The 23,046-nt window shown below is 56.2% G+C and carries 18 protein-coding genes, 1 tRNA gene and 1 pseudogene; 8 read left to right on the top strand and 12 right to left on the bottom strand.

The annotated features are described in order from the left end of the window. Positions 1-106: 106 nt before the first annotated feature. A complete protein-coding gene (locus tag MKS11_RS14830) occupies positions 107-1,768 on the top strand; it encodes an alpha-keto acid decarboxylase family protein (protein WP_064183433.1) in 1,662 nt (553 codons plus the stop codon). Here MKS11_RS14830 and MKS11_RS14825 read toward each other — a convergent pair. Next, on the bottom strand, positions 1,765-3,000 hold the full coding sequence (locus tag MKS11_RS14825; RefSeq protein ID WP_284109612.1) for an ion channel protein: 1,236 nt from the start codon (positions 2,998-3,000) through the stop codon (positions 1,765-1,767). The two genes, MKS11_RS14830 and MKS11_RS14825, sit on opposite strands and share 4 nt — an antisense overlap. 263 nt (positions 3,001-3,263) lie before the next feature. Here MKS11_RS14825 and glk point away from each other — a divergent pair, with 263 nt between their 5' ends. Next, complete coding sequence (gene glk / locus MKS11_RS14820; protein WP_004202027.1) at positions 3,264-4,229, top strand: glucokinase; 966 nt, start codon at positions 3,264-3,266, stop codon at positions 4,227-4,229. A 54-nt stretch (positions 4,230-4,283) separates the two neighbouring features. Here glk and MKS11_RS14815 read toward each other — a convergent pair whose 3' ends face one another. Together MKS11_RS14815 and MKS11_RS14810 are read right to left on the bottom strand one after the other, a co-directional pair. Then, a complete protein-coding gene (locus tag MKS11_RS14815; protein WP_004202028.1) occupies positions 4,284-5,021 on the bottom strand; it encodes a LytTR family DNA-binding domain-containing protein in 738 nt (245 codons plus the stop codon). 11 nt (positions 5,022-5,032) lie between these two features. After that, the gene (locus MKS11_RS14810; RefSeq protein WP_017899496.1) at positions 5,033-6,730 is read right to left on the bottom strand and encodes a sensor histidine kinase; all 1,698 of its coding nucleotides are present in this window, start codon (positions 6,728-6,730) and stop codon (positions 5,033-5,035) included. A 383-nt stretch (positions 6,731-7,113) separates the two neighbouring features. Here MKS11_RS14810 and alaC point away from each other — a divergent pair, with 383 nt between their 5' ends. Then, a complete protein-coding gene (gene alaC / locus MKS11_RS14805) occupies positions 7,114-8,328 on the top strand; it encodes an alanine transaminase (RefSeq protein WP_004202031.1) in 1,215 nt (404 codons plus the stop codon). 69 nt (positions 8,329-8,397) lie between these two features. Here alaC and ypdK read toward each other — a convergent pair whose 3' ends face one another. The 3 genes from ypdK to MKS11_RS14790 form a co-directional block, all read right to left on the bottom strand. Continuing rightward, a complete protein-coding gene (gene ypdK / locus MKS11_RS14800) occupies positions 8,398-8,469 on the bottom strand; it encodes a membrane protein YpdK (protein WP_099119320.1) in 72 nt (23 codons plus the stop codon). Positions 8,470-8,806: 337 nt separating this feature from the next. Further along, positions 8,807-10,003: a CynX/NimT family MFS transporter gene (locus tag MKS11_RS14795; RefSeq protein ID WP_004202032.1), complete on the bottom strand. Its 1,197-nt coding sequence runs from the start codon at positions 10,001-10,003 to the stop codon at positions 8,807-8,809. Beyond that, positions 10,000-10,458, bottom strand: coding sequence for a nucleoside deaminase (locus tag MKS11_RS14790; protein WP_284109611.1), 459 nt, complete (start codon positions 10,456-10,458; stop codon positions 10,000-10,002). Before MKS11_RS14790 ends, MKS11_RS14795 begins: the two co-directional genes overlap by 4 nt. A gap of 132 nt (positions 10,459-10,590) precedes the next feature. Here MKS11_RS14790 and cynR point away from each other — a divergent pair, with 132 nt between their 5' ends. Next, on the top strand, positions 10,591-11,499 hold the full coding sequence (gene cynR, locus MKS11_RS14785) for a transcriptional regulator CynR (protein ID WP_048295260.1): 909 nt from the start codon (positions 10,591-10,593) through the stop codon (positions 11,497-11,499). A gap of 30 nt (positions 11,500-11,529) precedes the next feature. Here the strand turns inward: cynR and MKS11_RS14780 are convergent, their stop codons facing one another. From MKS11_RS14780 to MKS11_RS14760, 5 genes are all read right to left on the bottom strand, one after another. Continuing rightward, positions 11,530-12,390 (bottom strand): hypothetical protein, encoded by an 861-nt coding sequence (locus MKS11_RS14780; protein WP_065802946.1) that lies wholly within the window; start codon positions 12,388-12,390, stop codon positions 11,530-11,532. Positions 12,391-12,754: 364 nt separating this feature from the next. Beyond that, positions 12,755-13,237, bottom strand: a complete 483-nt coding sequence (locus MKS11_RS14775) for a WbuC family cupin fold metalloprotein (RefSeq protein ID WP_023318837.1) — start codon at positions 13,235-13,237, stop codon at positions 12,755-12,757. Positions 13,238-13,355: 118 nt separating this feature from the next. Then, positions 13,356-14,693, bottom strand: coding sequence for a sensor domain-containing diguanylate cyclase (locus tag MKS11_RS14770; RefSeq protein ID WP_087771670.1), 1,338 nt, complete (start codon positions 14,691-14,693; stop codon positions 13,356-13,358). A 363-nt stretch (positions 14,694-15,056) separates the two neighbouring features. Further along, a tRNA-Arg gene (locus MKS11_RS14765) sits at positions 15,057-15,131 on the bottom strand. Positions 15,132-15,220: 89 nt separating this feature from the next. Beyond that, the gene (locus tag MKS11_RS14760) at positions 15,221-16,150 is read right to left on the bottom strand and encodes a formate/nitrite transporter family protein (protein WP_048295258.1); all 930 of its coding nucleotides are present in this window, start codon (positions 16,148-16,150) and stop codon (positions 15,221-15,223) included. Between the two features lie 289 nt (positions 16,151-16,439). On the opposite strand from MKS11_RS14760, the gene mlaA reads away from it, so the two are divergent. Next, the gene (gene mlaA, locus MKS11_RS14755; protein WP_004201799.1) at positions 16,440-17,201 is read left to right on the top strand and encodes a phospholipid-binding lipoprotein MlaA; all 762 of its coding nucleotides are present in this window, start codon (positions 16,440-16,442) and stop codon (positions 17,199-17,201) included. 59 nt (positions 17,202-17,260) lie between these two features. Here the strand turns inward: mlaA and fadL are convergent, their stop codons facing one another. Continuing rightward, positions 17,261-18,583, bottom strand: coding sequence for a long-chain fatty acid transporter FadL (fadL, locus tag MKS11_RS14750; RefSeq protein WP_023318794.1), 1,323 nt, complete (start codon positions 18,581-18,583; stop codon positions 17,261-17,263). Positions 18,584-18,956: 373 nt separating this feature from the next. Between fadL and MKS11_RS14745 the strand changes: the two genes are divergently transcribed. The 3 genes and pseudogenes from MKS11_RS14745 to fadJ all read left to right on the top strand — a co-directional run bounded on the left by MKS11_RS14745 (position 18,957) and on the right by fadJ (position 22,854). Continuing rightward, positions 18,957-19,241 (top strand): YfcZ/YiiS family protein, encoded by a 285-nt coding sequence (locus tag MKS11_RS14745; RefSeq protein WP_004201797.1) that lies wholly within the window; start codon positions 18,957-18,959, stop codon positions 19,239-19,241. 158 nt (positions 19,242-19,399) lie between these two features. Continuing rightward, positions 19,400-20,710: pseudogene (fadI, locus tag MKS11_RS14740) on the top strand (acetyl-CoA C-acyltransferase FadI). Beyond that, entirely contained in the window at positions 20,710-22,854 is a 2,145-nt protein-coding gene (fadJ, locus tag MKS11_RS14735) for a fatty acid oxidation complex subunit alpha FadJ (protein WP_087771671.1), read from the top strand. The pseudogene fadI and the gene fadJ overlap by 1 nt, the downstream one beginning before the upstream one ends. Positions 22,855-23,046 lie beyond the last annotated feature (192 nt).

Here is a 23,046-nt window from a genome sequence, read left to right as displayed (position 1 = left end):
TAGGCGTAACTATTGCTTTACACCGGCTTTATCGTCCCCCTTCTGGACAGGCGGATCGCTTATTCAATACTCAAATTACACCTGCACCAAAATGAGGATAATGGACATGCAACCGACCTACACTATTGGGGATTATCTGCTGGATCGCCTTGTTGACTGCGGTATTGACCGCTTGTTCGGCGTACCAGGAGATTACAACTTACAGTTTCTCGATCGCGTCATCGCGCACAGCGCCTTGGGGTGGGTCGGCTGCGCCAACGAGCTGAATGCGGCCTATGCTGCTGACGGTTATGCACGCATTAAGGGGGCCGGCGCGTTACTGACAACCTACGGCGTCGGCGAACTAAGTGCCCTGAACGGCGTGGCGGGAAGCTATGCGGAGCATATTCCGGTATTACATATCGTCGGTGCGCCCTCCACTGGCGCTCAGCAGCGCGGCGAACTGCTGCATCACACCCTGGGTGACGGCGATTTCCGCCATTTTGCGCGAATGAGCGAGCAGATCACCTGTAGCCAGGCGCTGCTGACCGCTGGCAACGCCTGCCATGAAATCGACCGTGTTCTGCGCGATATGCTGACGCATCATCGACCCGGCTATCTGATGTTGCCGGCCGATGTCGCCAGAGCGGCAGCGATTGCCCCAGCGCAGCGCTTGCTGGTGGAGGCCGCTCCGGCGGATCAAAACCAGCTCGCCGGATTCTGCGAACATGCCAGCCGCCTGCTGAGGGGCAGTCGACGCATTTCCCTGCTGGCGGACTTCCTCGCGCAACGCTATGGCCTGCAGAACACGCTCCGGGAGTGGGTAGCGAAAACCCCCGTCGCCCACGCCACCATGCTCATGGGCAAGGGGCTGTTCGATGAGCAGCAGAGAGGTTTTGTCGGCACCTACAGCGGCATCGCCAGCGCGCCGCAGACCCGGGAGGCTATCGAAAACGCCGACACCATCATCTGCATTGGGACGCGCTTCACCGACACTATCACCGCAGGATTCACCCAGCATCTGGCGCGGGAGAAGACGATAGAGATCCAGCCTTTCGCGGTCAGGGTGGGCGACCACTGGTTCAGCGGCGTGCCGATGGATCAAGCCCTGGCTGCATTAATGACGCTTTCCGCCCCGCTGGCGGCGGAGTGGACGGCGCCTCAGGTCGTGGCGCCGGAAGTGGAAGAGGAGGGCGAAGGCGAGTTAACCCAGAAGAATTTCTGGTCGACAGTGCAGGATGCGCTGCGCCCCGGCGATATTATCCTCGCCGATCAGGGGACGGCGGCATTTGGCATCGCGGCGCTTAAGCTCCCCTCTGAGGCATCGCTGATCGTCCAGCCGCTGTGGGGATCGATTGGTTTTACCCTCCCGGCCGCCTATGGCGCGCAAACCGCGGCGGCAGAGCGGCGGGTGGTGCTGATCGTCGGCGATGGCGCTGCCCAACTCACGATTCAGGAGATGGGCTCTATGCTGCGCGATAAGCAAAAGCCGCTTATTCTGCTGCTGAATAACGAAGGGTATACCGTGGAGCGGGCGATTCATGGCCCTGAGCAGCGCTACAATGATATTGCCCTGTGGGACTGGCAGCGCCTGCCGGAAGCCTTCGCCCCGGACGTTGCCTCGCGCTGCTGGCGGGTTACGCACACTGCTGAGCTACGGGAGGCGATGGCGGAGAGTATCACCTCCGATACTCTCACCCTGGTGGAAGTGATGCTACCGAAAATGGATATCCCCGATTTCCTGCGCGCGGTGACGCAGGCGCTGGAGGAACGAAACAGCCGCGTTTAGTCGGTATGGTGTCTGGCAATCATTAAGGGCCTCCCGGCCAGCAGCAGCCATGCCGGGAGCATCACAATGCACAGCAGCGGCAGCAGCGTGGTGTCCGGAACCACCACAGCGGCCATAAACAGGCTCAGCCAGCCGTCGCGGGTGACGACCAGCACCATGCCGAGGATCGCGCAGGAGACGGTAATTGCCGCCGGCACGGCGTCCACGTGGGCATGCAGCATCAGCCCCAGCGCCACGCCGACGAAGACCGCGGGGAAAATCCGCCCGCCGCGAAAGCCGCAGGCCGAGGCGAGAACCAGCGCAGCCAGTTTGACCAGCGCAATGAGCAGATAATCCGAGGCGGTCAGCGTCTGGCTGAAGGCCAACTGCTGCATCTCATCCAGCCCCTTAAACAGCGTTAAATGTCCGCCAATGGTTCCAAGGATCCCTAACAGCAAGCCGCCGAGGCCCAGCGTCAGGATTGGGTTTTTCAGGCGATGCATCAGCGTGTGCAGGCGCGGCAGACACCAGACGGCGACCATACCGACAGCGATAGCGATCAGGGCGACGATCATGCCGCTGACGATATCGACGAAGTGCATCTGGCTATAGTGCGCGATCGGCAGCGTGAAGTGGGGGTGGAAAAACAGCCCGGTCGTCAGCGCGCCCGCGGCGGCGGCAAGCATCGGGGCAAACAGACGATCCCACAGCGGCGACTCGTTGCTGCTGTTCAGGGTTTGCGAAAAAATCAGCGCGGCGGCCACCGGGGTGCCGAAGAGGGCGCCGATGGTGCCTGAGGCCGCGAGAATGGTCCAGTCCAGAGAGCTGACCCGGGGCAACAGTCGGGAGCCGACGGCGACGGCCAGCGCAATATTCACCACCATAATTGGATGCTCCGGGCCCAGGCTGACGCCGCCGGCGAGGCCAAGGATCAGCGCCGCCAGCAGCCCGGGCAGCGCGCCGGTGGCAATAGGCGCGCCGATTAACGACTCGGTCGCCGGGTCCGGCCCGGCGTGCCCCGGGCTGTAACGGACGACCAGGCCCACCGCGATCCCCGTCGCCGTGAGAATGGCGATGATCCACAGCGGGTTGTCGGCGCTCACCCCAAACTGCACAGGCAGATTGCTCCACAGGAAGCGCTGCAGCAACGCGGCAACTTTCATCGCGCCGATCAGGATCAAACTGGAGGCGATGCCAATCAGGATAGCTGGCACCGACAGGATCAGCATTGTTCTGGCGCGAGGATGGAGCATGAAAATGTCCTTGTTAAAGTTCAGGAGCACTACTTTGCCTTTGTCGACGGGGATCGTCGATGCAAATGGTGCTGAAACGATAAAGTTAAGGCGGCGTCTGATACCCGTGGCCTCGTTAATAGGCTACTTTGCATTGATTACAAACTAAATGTGACCTGTGTCGCTAAACAAGGGGCGTCCGCGAGTTGGACGTTGTTGTTAAGCCGCCATGAATTTACAGTGTGCCAAAAGATTTATTTTGACTTTAGCGGAGCCGTAACGGAATGACAAAATTTGCTTTAGTAGGAGATGTCGGGGGGACCAACGCCCGCCTGGCGCTGTGTGATCTGGCGAGCGGAGAGATCTCTCGTGCAAAGACCTATTCCGGGCTCGATTACCCCAGTCTGGAGGCGGTGGTGCGCGTCTATCTCGAGGAGCATCAGGTGACGGTCAGCGAAGGCTGTATCGCCATCGCTTGCCCGATCACCGGCGACTGGGTGGCGATGACCAACCATACCTGGGCCTTCTCCATCGCCGAGATGAAGCGCAACCTTGGCTTTGCGCACCTGGAGATTATTAACGATTTCACCGCCGTTTCAATGGCCATCCCGATGCTGAAAGCTGAGCACCTGATTCAGTTCGGCGGCAGCGCGCCGGTAGCCGGCAAACCGATCGCCGTTTATGGCGCCGGAACCGGGCTGGGCGTAGCCCATCTGGTGCACGTTGATAAGCGCTGGGTCAGCCTGCCTGGCGAAGGCGGCCATGTCGATTTTGCGCCGAACAGTGAAGAAGAGGGCATTATTCTGGAAGAGCTTCGCGCTGAACTGGGGCACGTCTCCGCAGAACGCGTGCTCTCGGGGCCTGGTCTGGTCAACCTCTATCGCGCGATAGTCAAATCGGATGGTCGACTGCCGGAGAACCTGCAGCCGCGTGAGGTCACCGAGCGGGCGCTGGCGGATAGCTGCACCGACTGTCGCCGGGCGCTGTCGCTGTTCTGCGTCATTATGGGGCGCTTCGGTGGAAACCTGGCGCTGACCCTGGGGACGTTTGGCGGCGTGTATATCGCCGGCGGCATCGTGCCGCGCTTCCTGGAGTTCTTTAAAGCCTCCGGCTTCCGCGGCGGTTTTGAGGACAAAGGCCGATTTAAAGCCTATGTCCAGGATATCCCGGTTTACCTGATCGTGCATGACAACCCAGGCCTGCTGGGCTCCGGCGCGCATCTGCGTCAGACGCTGGGTCAGGTGCTGTAAGCGCATTCCTCCCGGGCTACCGCCGTAGCCCGGCAAGGCGGGGCTCCCCGTCGTCTACAGATTCATCAGCTGGCGAAACTCTTTCACTTTACTGCGACTGACCGGAACCTGAAACTCCAGGTCGCGCAGACGTAGCACGTAGGTATTGTTAAACCATGGCTCAATTTCACGAATTTTGCTGAGATTCACACAGTACGAGCGGTGACAGCGAAAGAAATGTGCGGTGGGCAGTTTGCTGCAGAATTCGGTAATGTTCATCGGCATGACGAAAGACTCCCGGCGAGTGTAGACGAAGGTCATCTTCTCGTGCGCCTCTGCATAATAGATATCATGGATACTGGTGACGATGATCCGCTCATCTTTTATCAGATTGATGGTGTCGTTTTCCCGAGGCGCCGCGCTGGCTAGCCCGGAGGCGGCGTTATTTTGCTGCTGCCAGGCGGCGGTCAGCTTCTGCAGCATATTGATGATGCGCGACTCCTGGTAGGGCTTGAGGATGTAGTCAAACGCCTCCAGCTCAAAGGCTTCCACGGCGTGTTCTTTCCACGCGGTGATAAAAACGATAAAAGGCTTATGGGCGAACTGGCTGATGTTTTGCGCCAGCAGAACGCCGTCCAGCGACGGAATATTGATATCGAGAAAGATGGCGTCGACCTTGTTGTGCTGGAGAAATTTCAGCACGTCCAGACCGTCGTCAAAGCTGCCGACGATCTCCATCTGGCTGTGGGTGTTGATAAGCCAGGAGAGCTCCTGTTGGGCCAGAAACTCATCCTCCACAATGATAACTTTCATCTTTTCTCCGCTCATGACAACAGAGACTCCGTCAGCGCCTGCGGCGTAGAGTGATTGGGGACATAAAAGGCGATTTCCGTTCCTGGCGTCAGGGTGCGGATATGCAGCCCCTCGCCGTAGAGCAGTTTCACCCGATGATGAACGTTGAGCAGGCCGATTTTGTTACCTGGCATTTCATCGGCTTCCACGCGGGCGACCACGGCGGGATCGATGCCGTTGCCGGTGTCGCGAACGCTGATGCGAACCCGATTGCCGCACTCATTGATGCCGATCGTCACCACCCCTTTCCCTTTACATGGCTGAATGCCGTGCACAATGGCATTTTCCACCAGGGGCTGGATAAGCAGGCTCGGGATCACGCAGCTGACGTCGTCGTCAATATCATAGATGACCGTCAGTTTGTCGCCGAATCGGGCCTGTTCAATGGCGATGTAATCTTTGATCTGATACAGCTCTCGTTTGATATCGATCTGCTCATCGTCTTTTAATTCGATGTTATAGCGCAGATAGCGCGACAGATTAAAAATGAGCTGGCGCGCGGTGTCCGGATTAAGGCGAATCGAGGAGGAGATCGCGTTCAGGGCATTGAATAAAAAGTGCGGGTTAATCTTGCTTTGCAGAGCGCGCAGCTCCGCTTTGTTGGCCATCTCCCGCAGCTGTTCGGCGCGGGAAACCTCCAGCTGGGTGGAGATGATTTGTGACAGGCCTATCGCCATCTCCTGCAGCGTCGAGGTGATGCGATGGGCGTGGCAGTAATAGATTTTTAGCGTGCCGGTGACCACCCCCTTTTCCCACAGCGGGATGACCATTAAGGAGTGGATCTCCGGCGTGCGGTGGGCTTCGTCATTGTTTTTTATAATGATCTTTCCATAACGAATGGCCTGTCGGGTGGTGGGGCTGATGACATCGTCATGGTGTTGATAGTTGGCTTCACCGACGCCCACGTAGGCCAGCACGTGTTCCGTATTGGTGATTGCCACCGCGTCGGCGGTAATGTCGCGGCGGATGATGTCGCAAACCTGGCGCAGAGAATCGCTGTTGACCTGACGGAACAGCGGCAGGGTTTTGTTGGCAATGTCGAGCGCCAGTTTCGCCTGCCGCGCGGCGCTGGCCTCCTTTTCCCCTTCCACGCTCTGCACCAGCAGCACGATAAAACCGATGCAGACGCTGCCGAGGATCATCGGGATACCAATTTTCGAGACGATATCCAGGCCGAGGCTCAGAGAGGGCGCCCAGACTATCACCAGGATCATGGTCAGGGTCTCGCAGACCATGCCGGCCAGAATGCCGATTTTCCAGCGTTGATCGCGGGCCACCTTGCGGTTAATCAACCCCGACAGCAGACCGGCGATGATGCTGGTGATAAAGCAGGGTACAGCGGTCACGCCGTCAATATCAATCAGATAGCGGTGCACACCGGCAATCACCCCGACAATGGCTCCCACCCATGGGCCAAACAGGATCCCGCCGGACATCACGGCGATGATGCGCACGTTTACCAGCGATCCTTCCACCGGCACACCGGACCAGGTACTGAAGAGCGCGAACAGCGAGAAGATGGCGGTGACAGCCAGCAGCTCTTTCGGCGTATGCGCTGATTTATGCAGCAGTTCGCGGAACAGGCGCAGGCGAATAAGGAAAAACAGGCAAATAAGCATCAGGGCCGCACGATCATAGACCGCCAGCATCATAGTAAAGATTTCGTGCATGGGTGCGCCGCGTCAGTGGCCAGAAAAGGACATGATAAAAAACCTGACGACAGAAGACCAGCCGCAGAAAAATAATGAGGAAAAGGCACACCTTTAAAAGGGGATTGAAACATGGCAAGGCGACAAACCGCTAGACGCCAGAGGAAACGATAAATACCCGTGATAGAAAAGATATCAATATGTTACCACTTGCATACAAAACGGTATTCATCCCGCGGCGTACTGCCGTATTTAGCGCAGACGATACCCGTTTTTAACGCCAGTGATTATTTTTCGTCAGGGCACTCGACAACGTGTTTTTTTTCAGGTTATTTTCTAAACGAGCCGCAACAGCGGCAGCGTCGCTCGGACGGTCCGGGCGCTAACGTTAATCAGAGGAACCTATGGCTGAATCCAGTCCTGAACGCCGTTTTACGCGTATCGATCGTCTCCCCCCGTACGTTTTTAATATTACTGCCGAACTGAAAATGGCTGCGCGCCGGCGCGGCGAAGATATTATCGATTTCAGTATGGGCAATCCCGATGGCGCGACGCCGCCGCATATCGTGGAAAAACTCTGCACCGTCGCGCAGCGGCCTGACACCCATGGTTACTCTACCTCGCGGGGGATCCCACGCCTGCGTCGCGCTATTTCGCGCTGGTATGAAGAACGCTATAACGTCGATATCGATCCGGAATCGGAAGCGATTGTCACCATTGGTTCGAAAGAGGGGCTGGCGCACCTGATGCTGGCGACGCTGGATCATGGCGACACCGTGCTGGTGCCGAACCCCAGCTATCCGATCCATATCTACGGCGCGGTGATTGCCGGGGCGCAGGTGCGCTCGGTGCCGTTGGTGGAAGGGGTGGATTTCTTTAACGAACTGGAACGCGCCATCCGCGAGAGCTATCCGAAGCCGAAGATGATGATCCTTGGCTTTCCCTCGAATCCGACCGCGCAGTGCGTCGAGCTGGATTTCTTTGAAAAGGTTGTCGCCCTGGCGAAGCAGTATGACATCCTGGTCGTCCACGATCTGGCCTATGCCGATATCGTGTATGACGGCTGGAAAGCGCCCTCCATTATGCAGGTGCCCGGCGCGCGCGATGTCGCCGTCGAGTTCTTTACCCTGTCGAAAAGCTATAACATGGCCGGCTGGCGAATTGGCTTTATGGTCGGCAATAAGACCCTGGTGAACGCGCTCGCCCGCATCAAAAGCTACCATGACTACGGCACGTTTACGCCGCTGCAGGTGGCGGCGATAGCGGCCCTGGAGGGCGATCAGCAATGCGTGCGGGATATCGCGGAACAGTATAAGCGCCGCCGCGATGTGCTGGTGAAAGGGCTCCACGAGGCCGGCTGGATGGTTGAGTGTCCGAAGGCGTCCATGTACGTCTGGGCGAAAATTCCGGAACCTTATGCCGACATGGGCTCGCTGGAGTTTGCGAAAAAGCTGCTTAACGAAGCTAAGGTTTGCGTCTCTCCGGGGATTGGCTTTGGCGATTATGGCGATACCCATGTCCGCTTCGCGCTGATCGAGAACCGGGACCGGACGCGTCAGGCGATCCGCGGCATCAAGGCGATGTTCCGCGCTGATGGCTTACTGCCCGCTGCGAGCTAGCGCTTCGGCGAATACGCTATAACAAAAACGGGAGCCTGTGGGCTCCCGTTTTTTTGACACCGCTGCAGTCTAGATCATCAGGGCAAAAGTACCGGCCCAAACGATGACCATAAAAGAGAGACCCATAAAGAAGTATTTCACGACTCATCACTCCACGCGCTTATACGACGTTCAAATGAATTAATTGTTCTGTTTTTCAAGGGCTGTCGCCGGTGAAATCTCACCCTGCGGCAGCTCGCAATTCTGTGCGTTTAGTGCTCCAGATGGCGCTAATGTACGCCTAAAAAATCAGGGAAACAAGGGGCATTTTTTTATTAATTTTTAGTTACTTACGAGTGTCGTGATTCGGCGACACATTAATTTCGCCCGGTAATAAATTTAGCGCCAGCGACGCTACCAAAACGGGTTTCTCGTTAGTGAGATTAGCGGGGCTAGTCAGGCTTGGCGCGCGGCATTCAGGTTGCCACGCGCCGCCGGTTTAATGCAGATCAGAGGCGCGCTGTCGCCACTCGGCCGGGTAGTGCGCTGGGATAAAGCGCAGCGTGAGCGCCATGAGTAACAGGACACAAAGCGCATGCCAGGACCAGTCAAGGGTGTAGTTCCCGCTCAGGCTACGCAGCAGGCCGGAAAGCCAGGGCGACAGGCCGGCGATGATAAATCCGATACCTTGCATAAAGGCTACCAGCCGGCCGGCCACCGTCGGTTGCCCGGCGTGATCGAGGGCCAGCACCAGGCACAGGGGAAACGCGCCGCCCAGACCCACGCCGCAGGCGAGGGCCCAAAGCGCTGGGAAGTGCTGCGGCAGCCAGATGAAGCCGCAGAACCCAATCAGCTGTAGCGCCAGAGCAAGCAGCAGAAGCTGGCGCCGGTCATCCTGGCGAGCCAGCGCCGGCAGCAGCAGCGCGCCCGCGGTTTGCCCAACCGTCAGCAGCGCCAGCAGCGAGCCGCTGTACTGGGCGCTGTCGCCAAGCTGCATATAGTAGGGCGGCAGCCAGGCGATTAGACTGGCGTAGCCGGCGTTGATCAGTCCGAAATAGAGTCCCAGCGTCCAGGCGCGGCGCTGGCCAATAATCGCCACCCGGGGCGCGGCGCTGGTCTGATGCGGGGCGCGGGGCAGGTGCCGACAAATCGCCAGCCAGCTGAACAGGGCGAGGAGGGCGGGGAGCGCCCACCAGGCCAGCGCATCCCGCCATGCTGTGCTATGCGACGCCAGCCATGGCGTAAACGCAGCGCCTAACCCGCCACCGCCCATTAGCGCCGCTGACCATAGCCCCATCACCAGCGGCGTCCGGCGGGCGAACAAGCGCTTAATTACCGCCGGGATGGCAGCCTGGATTATGCCGATGCCAACGCCTCCGGCCAGGGCGCTGGTGAGCAGTAGGCCGCTATTCGGAGCGATTTCCCGCAGCAGGGCGCCCGCCGCGATAATCAGCAGACTTAGCGCAATGCTACGGTTTTGACCGACATAACGATCGACCGAACCGGCGGCCAGCGCCAGCACGCCCATCGCTATCACCGGCAGGGCGGTCAGTAGCGCGGCCAGGGTATAGCTCATCCCGCTGGCGGCACGGATCTCCGGAAGTAAAGGGCCGATGGAGGTGAGCAGCGGTCGCATATTTATGCCGATCAGCACCAGGATCCCCAGCGTCAGATTCTGTCGCAACACGGCTTTCATGGCTGCTGTTCCGCCCACCGCTGATAAACTGCCAGCCCCTCCGGCTGCGGGCGATGATGGATCGGCAACGTCTGCTGCGCCGGCGGCTGCTGCAACTGCTGATAAATCGCGGCGGTAGATAGCTGGAAAGGTTCTCCGTCCTGATTGCTGTTGGCGAAAAACACTTCCCGCACGCCGGTTAAATAGAGGGCGCTAAGACACATCGGACAAGGTTGTCCGCTGGCGTAGATAACGCACTCGCGCAGAACCTCGCTCCCCAGCCTGGCGGCAATATCGCGAACGGCATTCAGTTCGGCATGCGCCGTTGGGTCGCCGCTTAGATGAAAGGTATTGACGGCTTCGGCGACAACCTCGTCATGGCGCACCAGCACGGCGCCAAAGGGACGACCGCCGTGGCTGATGTTGTGGTTTGCCAGCGTTAGGGCGCGCTGGAGATAGCGATCGTGAGCGGACATAGTCACTCCTGCATAAGATGCTGTTCAGGGAAAAAAAGGCAACGGGTCGTGCGTAGAGGGTACGTAACTTGTTTCATAAGTTAAAAGACTTATTTATGATTAACCCTAGTTGAATTACTTATAGGTAAGCGGATGCTCCTGCGCCATCTTTCCTACTTTATCGCCGTGGCAGAACACCGTGGCTTTACTCGCGCCGCCGCGGCGCTGCACGTCTCCCAGCCTGCGCTGTCACAGCAGATCCGCCAGCTTGAAGCCATGCTGGAGGTTCAGCTTTTCGATCGTTCTGGCCGTTATACCCGGTTAACCGATGCCGGAGAGGTCTGGCTGGAGTATGCCCGCCGGGCGTTACGCGATCTTGAGGAAGGGCGGCGCGCTCTGCATGACGCTGAGGATCTGCAGCGTGGCAAACTCCGCATTGCCATGACGCCGACCTTCACCACCTATATGCTGGGACCGCTGGTGGAAAACTACTATCGACGCTACCCCGGAGTGAAATTGCTGATTCAGGAGATGAACCAGGAGCGCATGGAAACGATGTTGCTGCAGGATGAACTGGATGTCGGCATTGCCTTTGACGAAAGCCGCTCCCGGGATATTGTCGTTCATCCGCTGCTGACGGAAACCCTCGCGTTGGTGGTGAGCCGCAGTCATCCTCTGGCCAGAGAGAACGCCCTCCGGCTGCAGGCGCTCGACGCGCAGCCGCTGATTTTACTGAGCAGCGAGTTTGCCACCCGGGAGCAGATCGATCGTTATTGCCGTCGTCATCGGCTCGAACCTGACGTGCGGATGGAGGCCAACTCTATCGGCGCCGTTCTGTCGGTCATTCGGCGCACGTCCCTTGCGACACTGCTGCCGGCGGCGATCGCCGGGCAGTTTGATGATGTAGTGGCTATTGAGCTCGAACCTGCGCTGCTGCAGCGAACGGCCTGTTTGCTACAGCGCAGGGATGCATGGCAGAGCGCCGCGGCACGCGAATTTATCGCCCTGGCGCGGGAGATTGCGCTAACGCTTGAGCAGGAAAACCGCCTGCCTCCTGCCTGACGGCCTGCGTCGCTCGGCGGCGAGCCTGGACTAACGGTGGGTTGCGCTGCTGAAGTCGGCCTCATTGGGCAGGACATCCTCTCTCAGCATGACTTCCTCCTTAAGCCTTTCCAGCACGTGATGAAAGAGCTGGGTCTTGTCTGGCTCAGCCATCTTCTGCAATTTCACATTAAATAAAGTATGGGACTGAATTAGATCGTGGATAAATTCCAGCAGTACCTCACTTTGCGGAAGGGAGGTTAATTCCTGATGGATATAACCGGTTTGTTGCCGTAGCGGATTTTTTGTGACATCCATCGGTCGGGCGCTAATGCTATGGGCAAATATTTTCTCAATTGCCTGACTGGTAATATAGAGCCGGTTCAATGACAGGGTGGGGTTTTCTGCCTCCTGCGGAATGAAGTGACAATATACAAACGGTTTCTCAGGCAGCATCATGCTGAGCCTGTTTTCATGATGAATATCGTCAGGCGCCTCCAGTAACGCCATTAAATTCCGGCTGTGCGGATGCCAGAGTCCTGACGCAGTGACCTTGACGTTGAACTGCGTGACGGTATTCCCGCGCAGGGTTTCCATGACGGGAATATCGCCATCAAGCCGCAGAATGCTATGGATATGAGAGTGTGGCGACCAGAAGGTTTCCACCGTCTCCGATGAATTGAGTGGATTAAATGTGCTGGTTACTTCTTTTTCCTGATGAGAAAGGACGGCGAGTTTTAAGGTTCCCCGCGTCGGGTTAAGCTTCAGGCATAGATTGATCGCGCCGATATCATGCCAGTGAAGAATGTCTTCAATTTCGCAGTTTAATAATTTTTGCGCCCGGGGGAGAGAGCAATACTCCATTGGCGGTAAATTATTTAATTTCCAGATATTCCGTTCTGTTATATTCATAAGTTTTTTTTGTTGCTAAAAAATAGCGGTTAGTATTGGGCGTAATCATCTAACAGCCACGTTTTATTGCCTGGACTCCCTGACCTGATTAATGAAACGCATTCACGTAGAGAATATTATATCGATAAGTTGATTATTCTTATTGTTACGTCAGATATTAACTTGACTGCGTTATCCTATCATTTATTTCGCTCGAGAAAAATAGTTTGCTTAGCGCCTGAATACAACACTTTTTTGTTATTTTTATTAATGACTCCGACGAGGGTGAACGCAGCATGAGGAGTACGCGGCTCTCGAGATAAATGCCATGACGACAGGGATAACGCAAACGAACGCTCTCGGCATCCGTTTGCGGCGGCCATGCTTATCGGCTGACAGAGGGATAGCGATCCCCCGGCTGCGCGATGGCATACCAGGCCATCATCTCTGCGGTACCCGGCTGACCTTCGGCTGGCGCCCAGTCCATGGTGTCGATTTCAGCAAGCGGTTGATAAGCGCCTTGTTTGACTTCAAATACCATTCCTCCTGCGTCAAGTGAGAGCACCGTATGCCAGGTGCCGGGCTCCATTTCCAGGGCCGTGCAGGTTTCACCCAGCACCACCCGGTTAGTAATCACGCCATGGTCATCAAAATTTAGCACCACAAAGCGGCCTTTCAGCGGCAGCAAAAGTTCAAAAGTATGTCGGTGCCGGTGCGGGCGGATATAGGTGCCGGGTTCCATAGCGATAGCCAGGCGCTGCACCGGATCGCTCAGCTCAGGGTGAAAATTGCGATGGGCACGTAAGCGCGGGGAAGTGGTTGCCGCTTCGCTCTGCTGCTGCATATCGCTAAGGGTGATCTGTTTCATACCAACGCCTGGCTCCTTTGTTGTCCAGAGAGTGTTGAATCGGCAGGGCGGCAGGTTGACGCCCAGGCCACGCGATATTGTACGCAGAAAGCGTGTTGCTGTCGGTTAATTGTCGAGGCTATCGAGTACAGGAGGACTTCTGCCAGGCAACCACACAATTCCTTCCTGCTTTTTTTGCCTGGTACAGGGCGTCGTCGGCGCGGTTAAGTAATTCAGTCTCTACCGTTTTAGGATCCTCCGTAGTGGCAAGGCCGATACTGATCGTGACGCTCTCGGGGAGTTTAACCCTGCTGCTGACGTCGCCTGGGGAGATAATAGCCTGGCGAATCCGCTCGGCGATGAGTTGCGCCTGCTGTTGGCCGACGTCAGGCAGTAATAGTGCAAATTCCTCGCCGCCTGTTCTGGCCACAATATCATCTCTTCGAACCTGATCCTGAAGAACCCAGGCTACATACTGAATAACAAGATCTCCCTGAAAGTGGCCATATTTGTCATTTATGCGTTTGAAATGATCGATGTCGCATAACAAGATAGACAATGGTTTTTGCACAGAGACCCGTTGCATTTTTTTTGTCAGCGCAAGGTAAAAATAGCGACGGTTGTACAGCTGCGTCAGATAATCACGAATCGAGTTCTGATAGGCATTCTCATATTTATTGTTGGATAATTGATATAGCTTAAATGCATTAAGGAAAATAATAATAATAAAGATCAGAGTGCCCAGCGTTTCGAAAAGCCTCGCTTTATACCATGTGTTTTCGCTAGCGACATCTGCGGTTGTTAAGAAAGAGAAGGTTAAGATATAAACGAAGCAGTAAAAATAGATTCCTGTCCAGAATATATTTCTGAAGCGGGTTAATGCAATCGTCGTGAAAAAGAGGAGCGTCCACATGTAAACCATTATATTACTGGCTAAGCGAATCGTTGGTTCATACAAGTGCGTTGAGGAAAATCCAACAATCAGGACGATAGCTAAAGTAAGGCTTATGCAGGCAAAGGTAATAATAATGTGATTATGGGAGGCCAGCAGGCGATGAGAACGAAATCTGTATACTAATGCCGCGGTGATGATTTGGGTGAGTGTTAAGGCGTTGCGGTAAAAGTAATATCGCAGAAATTCATTGTATGAGATTGAGTCGTTGAGATTGCAATAAAACAGTTTGCTGTAATTTTGTAACGCAAGAATCATCATTATTGCAGAGCCAATAAAGGCACAGGCTACTGGTATGAGAAACAGACAGCGTTTATCACTTAAGTATTTTAAAGCGATAGTTATTGATATTAAAAAGTAAAATATCAGAATAATAAGGGTCATGCCGTAAAACAACAACGGCGCCGGGGTCGTTATCGTGTTAATGTAGGTTGTGGTAAAATTAATTAAGCAAAATAGCGCCAGTATAGATACTATAAAAAACAACGGTGTCCGGAGCGTTGATGAGGCTGAAGGCCTGTTCATTAGGTCATACCTGTCAGGGTAAGAAAACTATGTTGTTATGATCGTGAATATCAATATTGTGAATGACGGTGAGGAGTGAGCAGTATGCTTTTCGTGCGGTTGCTGCTGACGATATCATTACGTTTTACAACTCTTCTTTTCCTGTGAGTCTTTCATTTTATTTGTAAAATGATCACTGGTGTTTTCCTCTTTTTAAAAAGAGGAATGGCGCAACGGGTTTTATATCTATAAATAAATCACTTTGTGCGTTAACAGGGAGGGGCATTGATGATCAGGTCGGTACTAGCTTGAGTGAACTATCTACCGGAGCTGCAGAAAAATCATCAAAAATCGCCGTGGATCCGTCATAAAACAGGAGGGGCGTGGTGTCCCCTGCAGGAATCGAACCTGCAACTAGCCCTTAGGAGGGGCTCGTTATATCCATTTAACTAAGGGGACAAGGCGGCACGAGTATAGCGTTTTTCGCCCGCCTGAGTAAGTGCCATACCGTCTGACTGCTTAAACCCTCGCCATTCTGAGCGCTTTTTTTATGCCCGGTCGGCGTTTTTGGCTTTTCCGGCGGCCTGCGCGCGGGCTTCTGCTTTTCGCTTGTTGCTCATGTCGTTACGGATCTGCGCATGGCTCAACAGCGCGAAGATGAAGGTTCCGCCGCAGATATTTCCCGCCAGCGTCGGCAGGGCGAACGGCCAGATGAAGTCGCTCCAGGGAAGGCTTCCGTTAAATACCAGATAGAGGATCTCTACCGAGCCCACCACGATATGGGTGGTATCCGCCAGGGCGATAAGCCAGGTCATCAGAATGATCACCACGATCTTGGCGGCGCCGGCAAGGGGAAACATCCAGACCATGGTGGCGACCAGCCAGCCGGAAATAATCGCATTGGCGAACATCTCCGTCGGGCTGTTTTTCATCACATCTTCGGCGATGCTGACGAAGGCCTGGCGGGTCGGCTCATCAAAAACAGGCATATAATTGAAGGCCCATGCGGCCACCGCGGTGCCGATGAGATTGCCCGCCAGTACCACCGACCATAGCCGCATCAGCAAACCGACGTTTCCGGGGGTGGGATTGTGCATCACCGGCAGTACGGCGGTGACCGTGTTTTCCGTGAACAGCTGCTGGCGGGCCATAATCACGATAATAAAGCCGAAGGTATACCCGAGGTTCTCGAGTAAAAATCCGCCAGGGATCCCCTCCAGCTTGACGTGAAAAATCCCTTTCGCCAGCAGGGAGGCGCCCATCGACAGACCGGCCGCAATCGCCGACCACAGCAGGGCCAGCGCATCGCGCTCCATCTCTTTTTCCCCTTCCTGGCGAATATGTTCATGGATCGCCATCGCCCGAGAGGGAAGGCGATCTTCGTCAACTTCTATCTCTTCACCGCGCTGTTTTTCTTCACTTTCGACCTCGCGTTCGTCACCCGCAGGCTTTAATTTGTTATCGTCTGGTTCATCCATTTCACGGCCCTCGCTGACAAGTTATCTAGTTAAAGCGTAGCGGCTTTCCCTGGCGACTGGCTGGGGATACTCTTAAATCGCAAAAATGGTTACGCCAGATTTTTATCGCTCCGCTAGAATAGGAGCCCCGCGATCTCGTTATTCCCAGGCTATGATCAAATCAACAACTTGGGTGATATAGACATCGTTCAACGTGCTGTTACAATCGCTCACATCTTTACGGGCGGAAACGTTGTCTTTCCGTCATGGATGGCAACTCGCGATAGCCATAAAAACCAGGGAGACATCTATGAATTATCGCCTGTCGGCGCTTGCGCTTGGCGCCACATTGCTGGTGGGATGTGCCAGTTCCAGCTCTGGCGATCAGCCGCAGGGGCGCTCAGACCCGTTAGAAGGGTTTAACCGCACGATGTTCAATTTCAACTTTAACGTGGTTGATCCTTACGTGCTTCGTCCCGTCGCGGTGGCATGGCGTGACTATGTTCCGCAGCCGGCGCGCAATGGCTTAAGTAACTTCACCAGCAACCTGGAAGAGCCGGCGGTGATGGTGAACTCCTTCCTGCAGGGCGACCCCTATAAAGGGATGGTCCACTTTACCCGCTTCTTCCTGAACACCATCCTCGGGATGGGGGGGCTGATCGATGTCGCCGGGATGGCTAATCCGCAGCTGCAGCGCGTTGAACCGCATCGTTTCGGCAGCACGCTTGGCCACTATGGCGTCGGCTATGGTCCGTATGTGCAACTGCCATTCTACGGCAGCTTTACCCTGCGCGACGAAGGCGGCGATATGGCCGATGGCCTCTATCCGGTGCTCTCCTGGCTGACCTGGCCGATGTCGATCGGCAAATGGGCGGTGGAAGGCATTGAAACACGTGCTCAGCTGCTGGATTCCGACGGCCTGCTGCGCCAGTCTTCCGATCCTTACATTATGGTGCGTGAAGCTTACTTCCAGCGTCATGACTTTATCGCCAACGGCGGTAAGCTGACCCCGGCGGACAATCCGAACGCCCAGGCCATTCAGGATGAACTGAAAGATATCGATTCACAGTAATCGGCAAAGAAAAAAAAGGGTGAACATGATGTTCACCCTTTTTTGTTGTGTGCCGCTTATCAGAAGCGGTAGTTGAAGTTGGCGCCGTACAGCCAGGCGGTCCCTTCGGAGCGGAAGGTATACGGGCCTTCCTTGATTTCAACATGCTGCCCGTGCATATAGGAAATCCCGACGTCAACCGACGCATCCTTGTTGAACGCGTAGGTGGTACCCGCGCTCAGCCACAGGCGATCCTGATCCGGAATGGAAATGGAGCGATTGTTGGCTGGTACCGGGCTGTCATCGAAGGCGATACCGGTGCGGAAGGTCCAGTTATCGTCATAATAATAGGTGGTCCCCAACGCAAGTCGGTAGGCGTCCTTAAAGCCTTCCTCTTTATAGAACAGCGTCTGGCCGTTGCTGCCGGTGGCTTTCAGCTCCTGGAACTGACTCCAGCTGGTGTAGGTCAGACTGTAGTGGACCGCCCACTGCGGCGCTACGCGGTTATAACCCGACAGCTCCCACATTTCCGGCAGGTTAAGGGTCAGTGAACCGTCGGTGGTTTGGCCATTAGTACCTGCTGGCAGACCGAAGTTGCCGAGGATCTGGTTATAGGCTGCCGGCAGGCTGCTGCGGTAGTTACCGTCGAAGTCGATCTTGACCTCGGAACGGTAGGTGAAACCGTAGCGGTTATTTTTATCCAGCTCGTAGAGGATACCGGCGTTCCAGCCAAAGCCCCAGGCGTTGCCGTTAAGATGGGCGATCTGCGTGTCGGCCGGGATCTTCGCTACCTGGCCCGCCAGCGCCGGCGGCAGCGCGCCCGAGCCAGCGACAATCTGCCCCAGATCGCCAGCATAGCGCTCGATCTTCGCCTTAGCGTAGACCGCGTCAAAGCCTAAGCCGAAGCTCCAGTTGCTGTCGAGACGGTAGGCGCCGCTCAGGTTAAAGTTCGCGGTGGTCAGGTCGGTTTTCCCGCCCATGCTGCCGGCGGCATAGTCATCGTTGTATTCGGTTGCCAGGCCGTAGTTGGAGGTGATGGACGCCCCCCAACCAAACTGATCGTTAATCGGCGCGACAAAGTGGAAGTTAGGTACCCACGCCGTCGGGGCGATATTGTCTGCATTCAGGCTTTTGCCGGTGGGTGAAGTCCCGGAGACATTGACGCCCGGGTCGACAAAAACGGCGCCCGCCGACATGGTCGGACGGTCAAACATCATAATTAATGCCGGGTTACGACTGGCATTGCCTGCATCGTCTGCGATAGCCCCTTCACCGGAATAGGCCCGACCCAGCCCTGATGAAGAGAATTCGTTGAGCTGGAAGCCTGCTGACCAGGCCTGGGTGGAAACAAGTGCGACAGCCACTGCAAGGGCAGATTGGGTAAAGCGGGTTTTCTGGCTCATGCCCATAACCTCATTGAGTTATTTTTTTTTAAACTATGTTACATGCCGTAACAGAAGCGCGGAAGTGTAGGGTCTGCGGTACAACAGAGAAATCAGACCAGTGCGCTGAGTATAGGTCTGACCAGATGAGTTGTTGCAAGTTTGTTTATGAAGTTTTTCAATTGTGATAACAGAAACGCGATCCAGCTGGCAAAATTGTCGGGGGGAAGGAGAGAGAGAAAAGGTGATTTTTGTTTTAGATCATTTTTAAGTGTGATTTCTGTCACTTAACGCCGCGATGGCGATTATCGGCTGGAGGCAGACCAGGGAGCGGGCGTAAAATAGGCACATAAATTGTCTGGCACCGCAGGTGCATATCCAGAGGAAATCTACGATGAGTAAATGTAGCGCTGATGAAACCCCGGTTTGCTGCTGTATGGATGTTGGGACCATTGTCGACAACACCGACTGCACCGCCTCATACAGCCGCGTATTCGCCAACCGTGCGGAAGCAGAGCAAATGCTCGCCGCGCTGAGCGAAAAAGCCCGCAGTGTGGAATCTGAACCGTGCAAGATTAATCCCGTCTTCGCCGACGTTGACGGCGGCGTACAGCTGGATATCGATTTTGTGTTTAGCTGTGAGGCCGAATCCCTGATCTTCCAGTTGGGTCTGCGTTAATCCCTCCGCTTAACGCCCCGTGAAAGGGGCGTTATCTTTTCCGTTCAATGTGTTTTGGCTCGCAATTTTTCGCTTCCCCGATTGGCTTAATGTAAAAAATTAGTTAACAATGCTATCAGGTCAGACCACTTGTTTGTCTTGGTTAACAGGGGAGAGTTATGAGTCAGGCATTACCGCTTATCACCCGGCAGGGCGATCGCATTGCCATTGTCACAGGGTTACGCACGCCGTTTGCGCGTCAGGCGACGGCATTTCATGGCATTCCCGCCGTTGATTTAGGAAAAATGGTGGTTGGCGAAATGCTGGCGCGCAGCGACATTCCTGCGCAAGCCATTGAGCAACTGGTCTTTGGTCAGGTCGTGCAGATGCCGGAGGCGCCGAATATCGCCCGGGAAATTGTGCTCGGTACCGGAATGAGCGTGCACACCGACGCTTACAGTGTCAGTCGCGCCTGCGCCACCAGCTTCCAGGCCGTGGCGAATGTCGCCGAAAGCCTGATGGCCGGCACCATCCGCGCCGGTATCGCCGGCGGTGCCGACTCCTCCTCTGTGTTGCCTATCGGCGTCAGCAAAACGCTGGCCCGCGCGCTGGTAGATGCGAACAAAGCCCGCACGCTGAGCCAGAAACTGAAGCTGTTTTCCCGCCTGCGGCCGCGCGACCTGCTGCCGGTTCCCCCGGCGGTTGCTGAATATTCAACCGGCTTACGGATGGGCGATACCGCCGAGCATATGGCGAAAAGCTGGGGGATCACCCGGGAACAACAGGATGCGCTGGCACATCGTTCACACCAGCTGGCAGCGAAAGCCTGGGAGGAGGGCAAGCTGTCCGCAGAGGTGATGACCGCCTATGCTTCTCCCTTCCGCTAACCGCTGGAGCAGGATAACAATATCCGTAAAAATTCAACCCTCGCGGATTACCAAAAGTTACGTCCGGCCTTCGACCGTAAACATGGCACCGTTACCGCCGCCAACAGCACGCCGCTGACGGATGGCGCGGCGGCGGTGATCCTGATGACCGAGTCGCGGGCCAAAGAGCTGGGTCTGACGCCGTTGGGTTATCTGCGCAGCTATGCCTTTACCGCCATCGATGTCTGGCAGGATATGCTGCTGGGGCCCGCATGGTCCACGCCGCTGGCGCTGGAGCGCGCTGGCCTGACGCTGGCGGATCTCACGCTTATCGATATGCACGAAGCTTTCGCCGCGCAGACGCTGGCCAATCTCCAGTGTCTGGCAAGCGACCGCTTTTCCCGCGAGGTGCTGGGCCGCGCGCAGGCCACCGGTGAGGTGGATGAGAGTAAATTTAACGTCCTCGGCGGCTCTATCGCCTACGGTCACCCCTTTGCCGCCACCGGCGCGCGGATGATCACCCAGACGCTGCATGAGCTGCGGCGACGGGGAGGGGGATTTGGTCTGGTGACGGCCTGCGCGGCAGGCGGTCTGGGCGCGGCGATGATTGTGGAGGCTGAATAATGGATACTGTTTCCGCTTTTAAGCTTGAGGTCCGTGAGGACAAAATCGCGGTGATCACCATTGATGCTCCGGGTAAAAAAATGAATACCCTGAAGGCCGAGTTCGGCAATCAGGTGCGGGGACTGATACGCCAGATACGCGACGATAAGTCGGTGCGCGGCGTGGTATTTATCTCCGCCAAAGCCGATAACTTTATCGCCGGCGCAGACATCAACATGATTACCCGCTGCCGCAGCGCGCAGGAGGCGGAAGCGCTGGCGCGCCAGGGGCAGCAGATTATGGCCGAAATCCATGGCTTGTCGATTCCGGTCATTGCCGCCATCCATGGCGCCTGTCTGGGCGGCGGACTGGAGCTGGCGCTGGCCTGCCATGGCCGCATCTGTAGCGATGACGAAAAAACCCGACTCGGGTTGCCGGAGGTACAGCTTGGTCTGCTGCCGGGTTCCGGTGGGACGCAGCGTTTACCGCGGCTAATCGGCGTCAGCACGGCGCTGGATATGATGCTCACCGGCAGGCAATTACGGCCGCGCCAGGCGCTGAAGGCCGGTCTGGTGGACGAGGTGGTGCCGCAGACAATTTTACTGCAGGCGGCGGTGGAGCTGGCGCTGAAGGGACGCCCGACCAGCCGCGAGGTGCCGGTTCGCGAACGCGTGCTGGCGGGCCCCCTCGGTCGCCATCTGTTATTTCAGTACGTCGGCAAGCAAACGCAGCGCAAGACCCAGGGCAACTACCCGGCGGTGAAGCGAATTTTGCAGGTCGTCGAGAATGGTCTGGCCCACGGCTGCAGCAGCGGTTACGCCGAAGAGGCCCGCGCGTTTGGCGAACTGGCGATGACCCCGCAGTCGCAGGCGCTGCGATCGATCTTCTTTGCCAGTACCGATCTGAAAAAAGACCGTGGCGCTGAGGCGGAACCCGCTCCGCTGAGAAGCGTTGCAGTCCTGGGCGGCGGCCTGATGGGCGGGGGGATCGCCTATGTGACCGCCTGTAAAGGCGGACTGCCGGTGCGAATTAAAGATATTCAGCCGAGCGGGATCAACCACGCCTTAAAGTACAGCTGGGATCTGCTGAACAAACAGGTTCGCCAGCGCCGACTGCGCCCCAGCGAGCGCGATCGTCAGCTGGCGCTGATCACAGGCACTACCGACTATCAGGGCTTTGCCCATCGCGACGTGGTGATTGAGGCGGTATTCGAAGACCTGGCGCTGAAACAGCGGATGGTCAGTGAAGTGGAGCAAAACGGCGGGCCGCAGACTATCTTTGCCTCGAATACGTCGTCGTTACCGATAGGCGATATAGCTGCCCATGCCAGCCACCCTGAGCGGGTGGTCGGCCTGCACTTTTTCAGTCCGGTGGAGAAAATGCCGCTGGTTGAGGTGATCCCGCATAAGGGAACCGATCCGCGGACCATTGCCACGGTGGTGCAACTGGCTAAACGTCAGGGAAAAACGCCGATCGTCGTGGCGGACAAAGCGGGCTTCTATGTGAACCGCATTCTCGCGCCGTATATAAATGAAGCGATGCGTCTGCTGGTGGAGGGAGAACCGGTTGAGGTGATTGATAAGGCCCTGGTGAAATTCGGTTTTCCGGTGGGACCGGTTCAACTGCTGGATGAGGTGGGTATCGATACCGGCACCAAAATTATTCCCGTACTGGAGAATGCCTTTGGAGAACGTTTTAGCCCGCCTGCAAACATCATTGACGCGATTTTGAAGGACGATCGCAAAGGTAGAAAAAATAATCGTGGTTTCTATCTTTATGAGATAAAAGGGCGTAAAAGCAAAAAACGGCCCGACCCGGCAGTCTATCCGCTGCTGGGCATCGACCGCCCGCAGTCGCGGTTGTCCGCGCAGCAGGTGGCCGAGCGCTGTGTGATGCTGATGCTTAACGAGGCGGCGCGCTGCTTTGATGAGCAGATCATCCGTAGCGCGCGCGATGGTGATATCGGCGCCGTATTTGGTATAGGGTTTCCGCCATTTCTTGGCGGCCCGTTCCGGTATATGGATACTATCGGCGCGGGTGAAGTTGCCGCGATCCTGCAGCGCCTGGCCGCCCAGTACGGCCCACGTTTTACACCCTGTGACACTTTGTTACGCATGGCCGAACAGGGGACCACCTTTTGGCCAGCGGATGAATGGCTGACCTAAGTTGTGGTCAAAGAAGGTAAATCCGGCTGCGGATGACGCTGTTGATTGGCTGTTTTGTAAACAATCATTGACTATACTTACGCCATTGAGGTAAAAAACAGCGTTTCATTCGTTGAATGGATCAGGCACAATGCCCGGCCACCGGGTTGCCTGCGTATTGTCTTCGCAGGCTAAACTTCGGTGCTTCTGGTT

Source organism: Klebsiella sp. K5-45 (assembly GCF_030128605.1).
Taxonomy (GTDB): Bacteria; Pseudomonadota; Gammaproteobacteria; order Enterobacterales; family Enterobacteriaceae; genus Klebsiella; species Klebsiella quasipneumoniae.
Note: the sequence above shows the minus strand (reverse complement) of the source record. Positions and strands in the feature narration are given on the sequence as shown.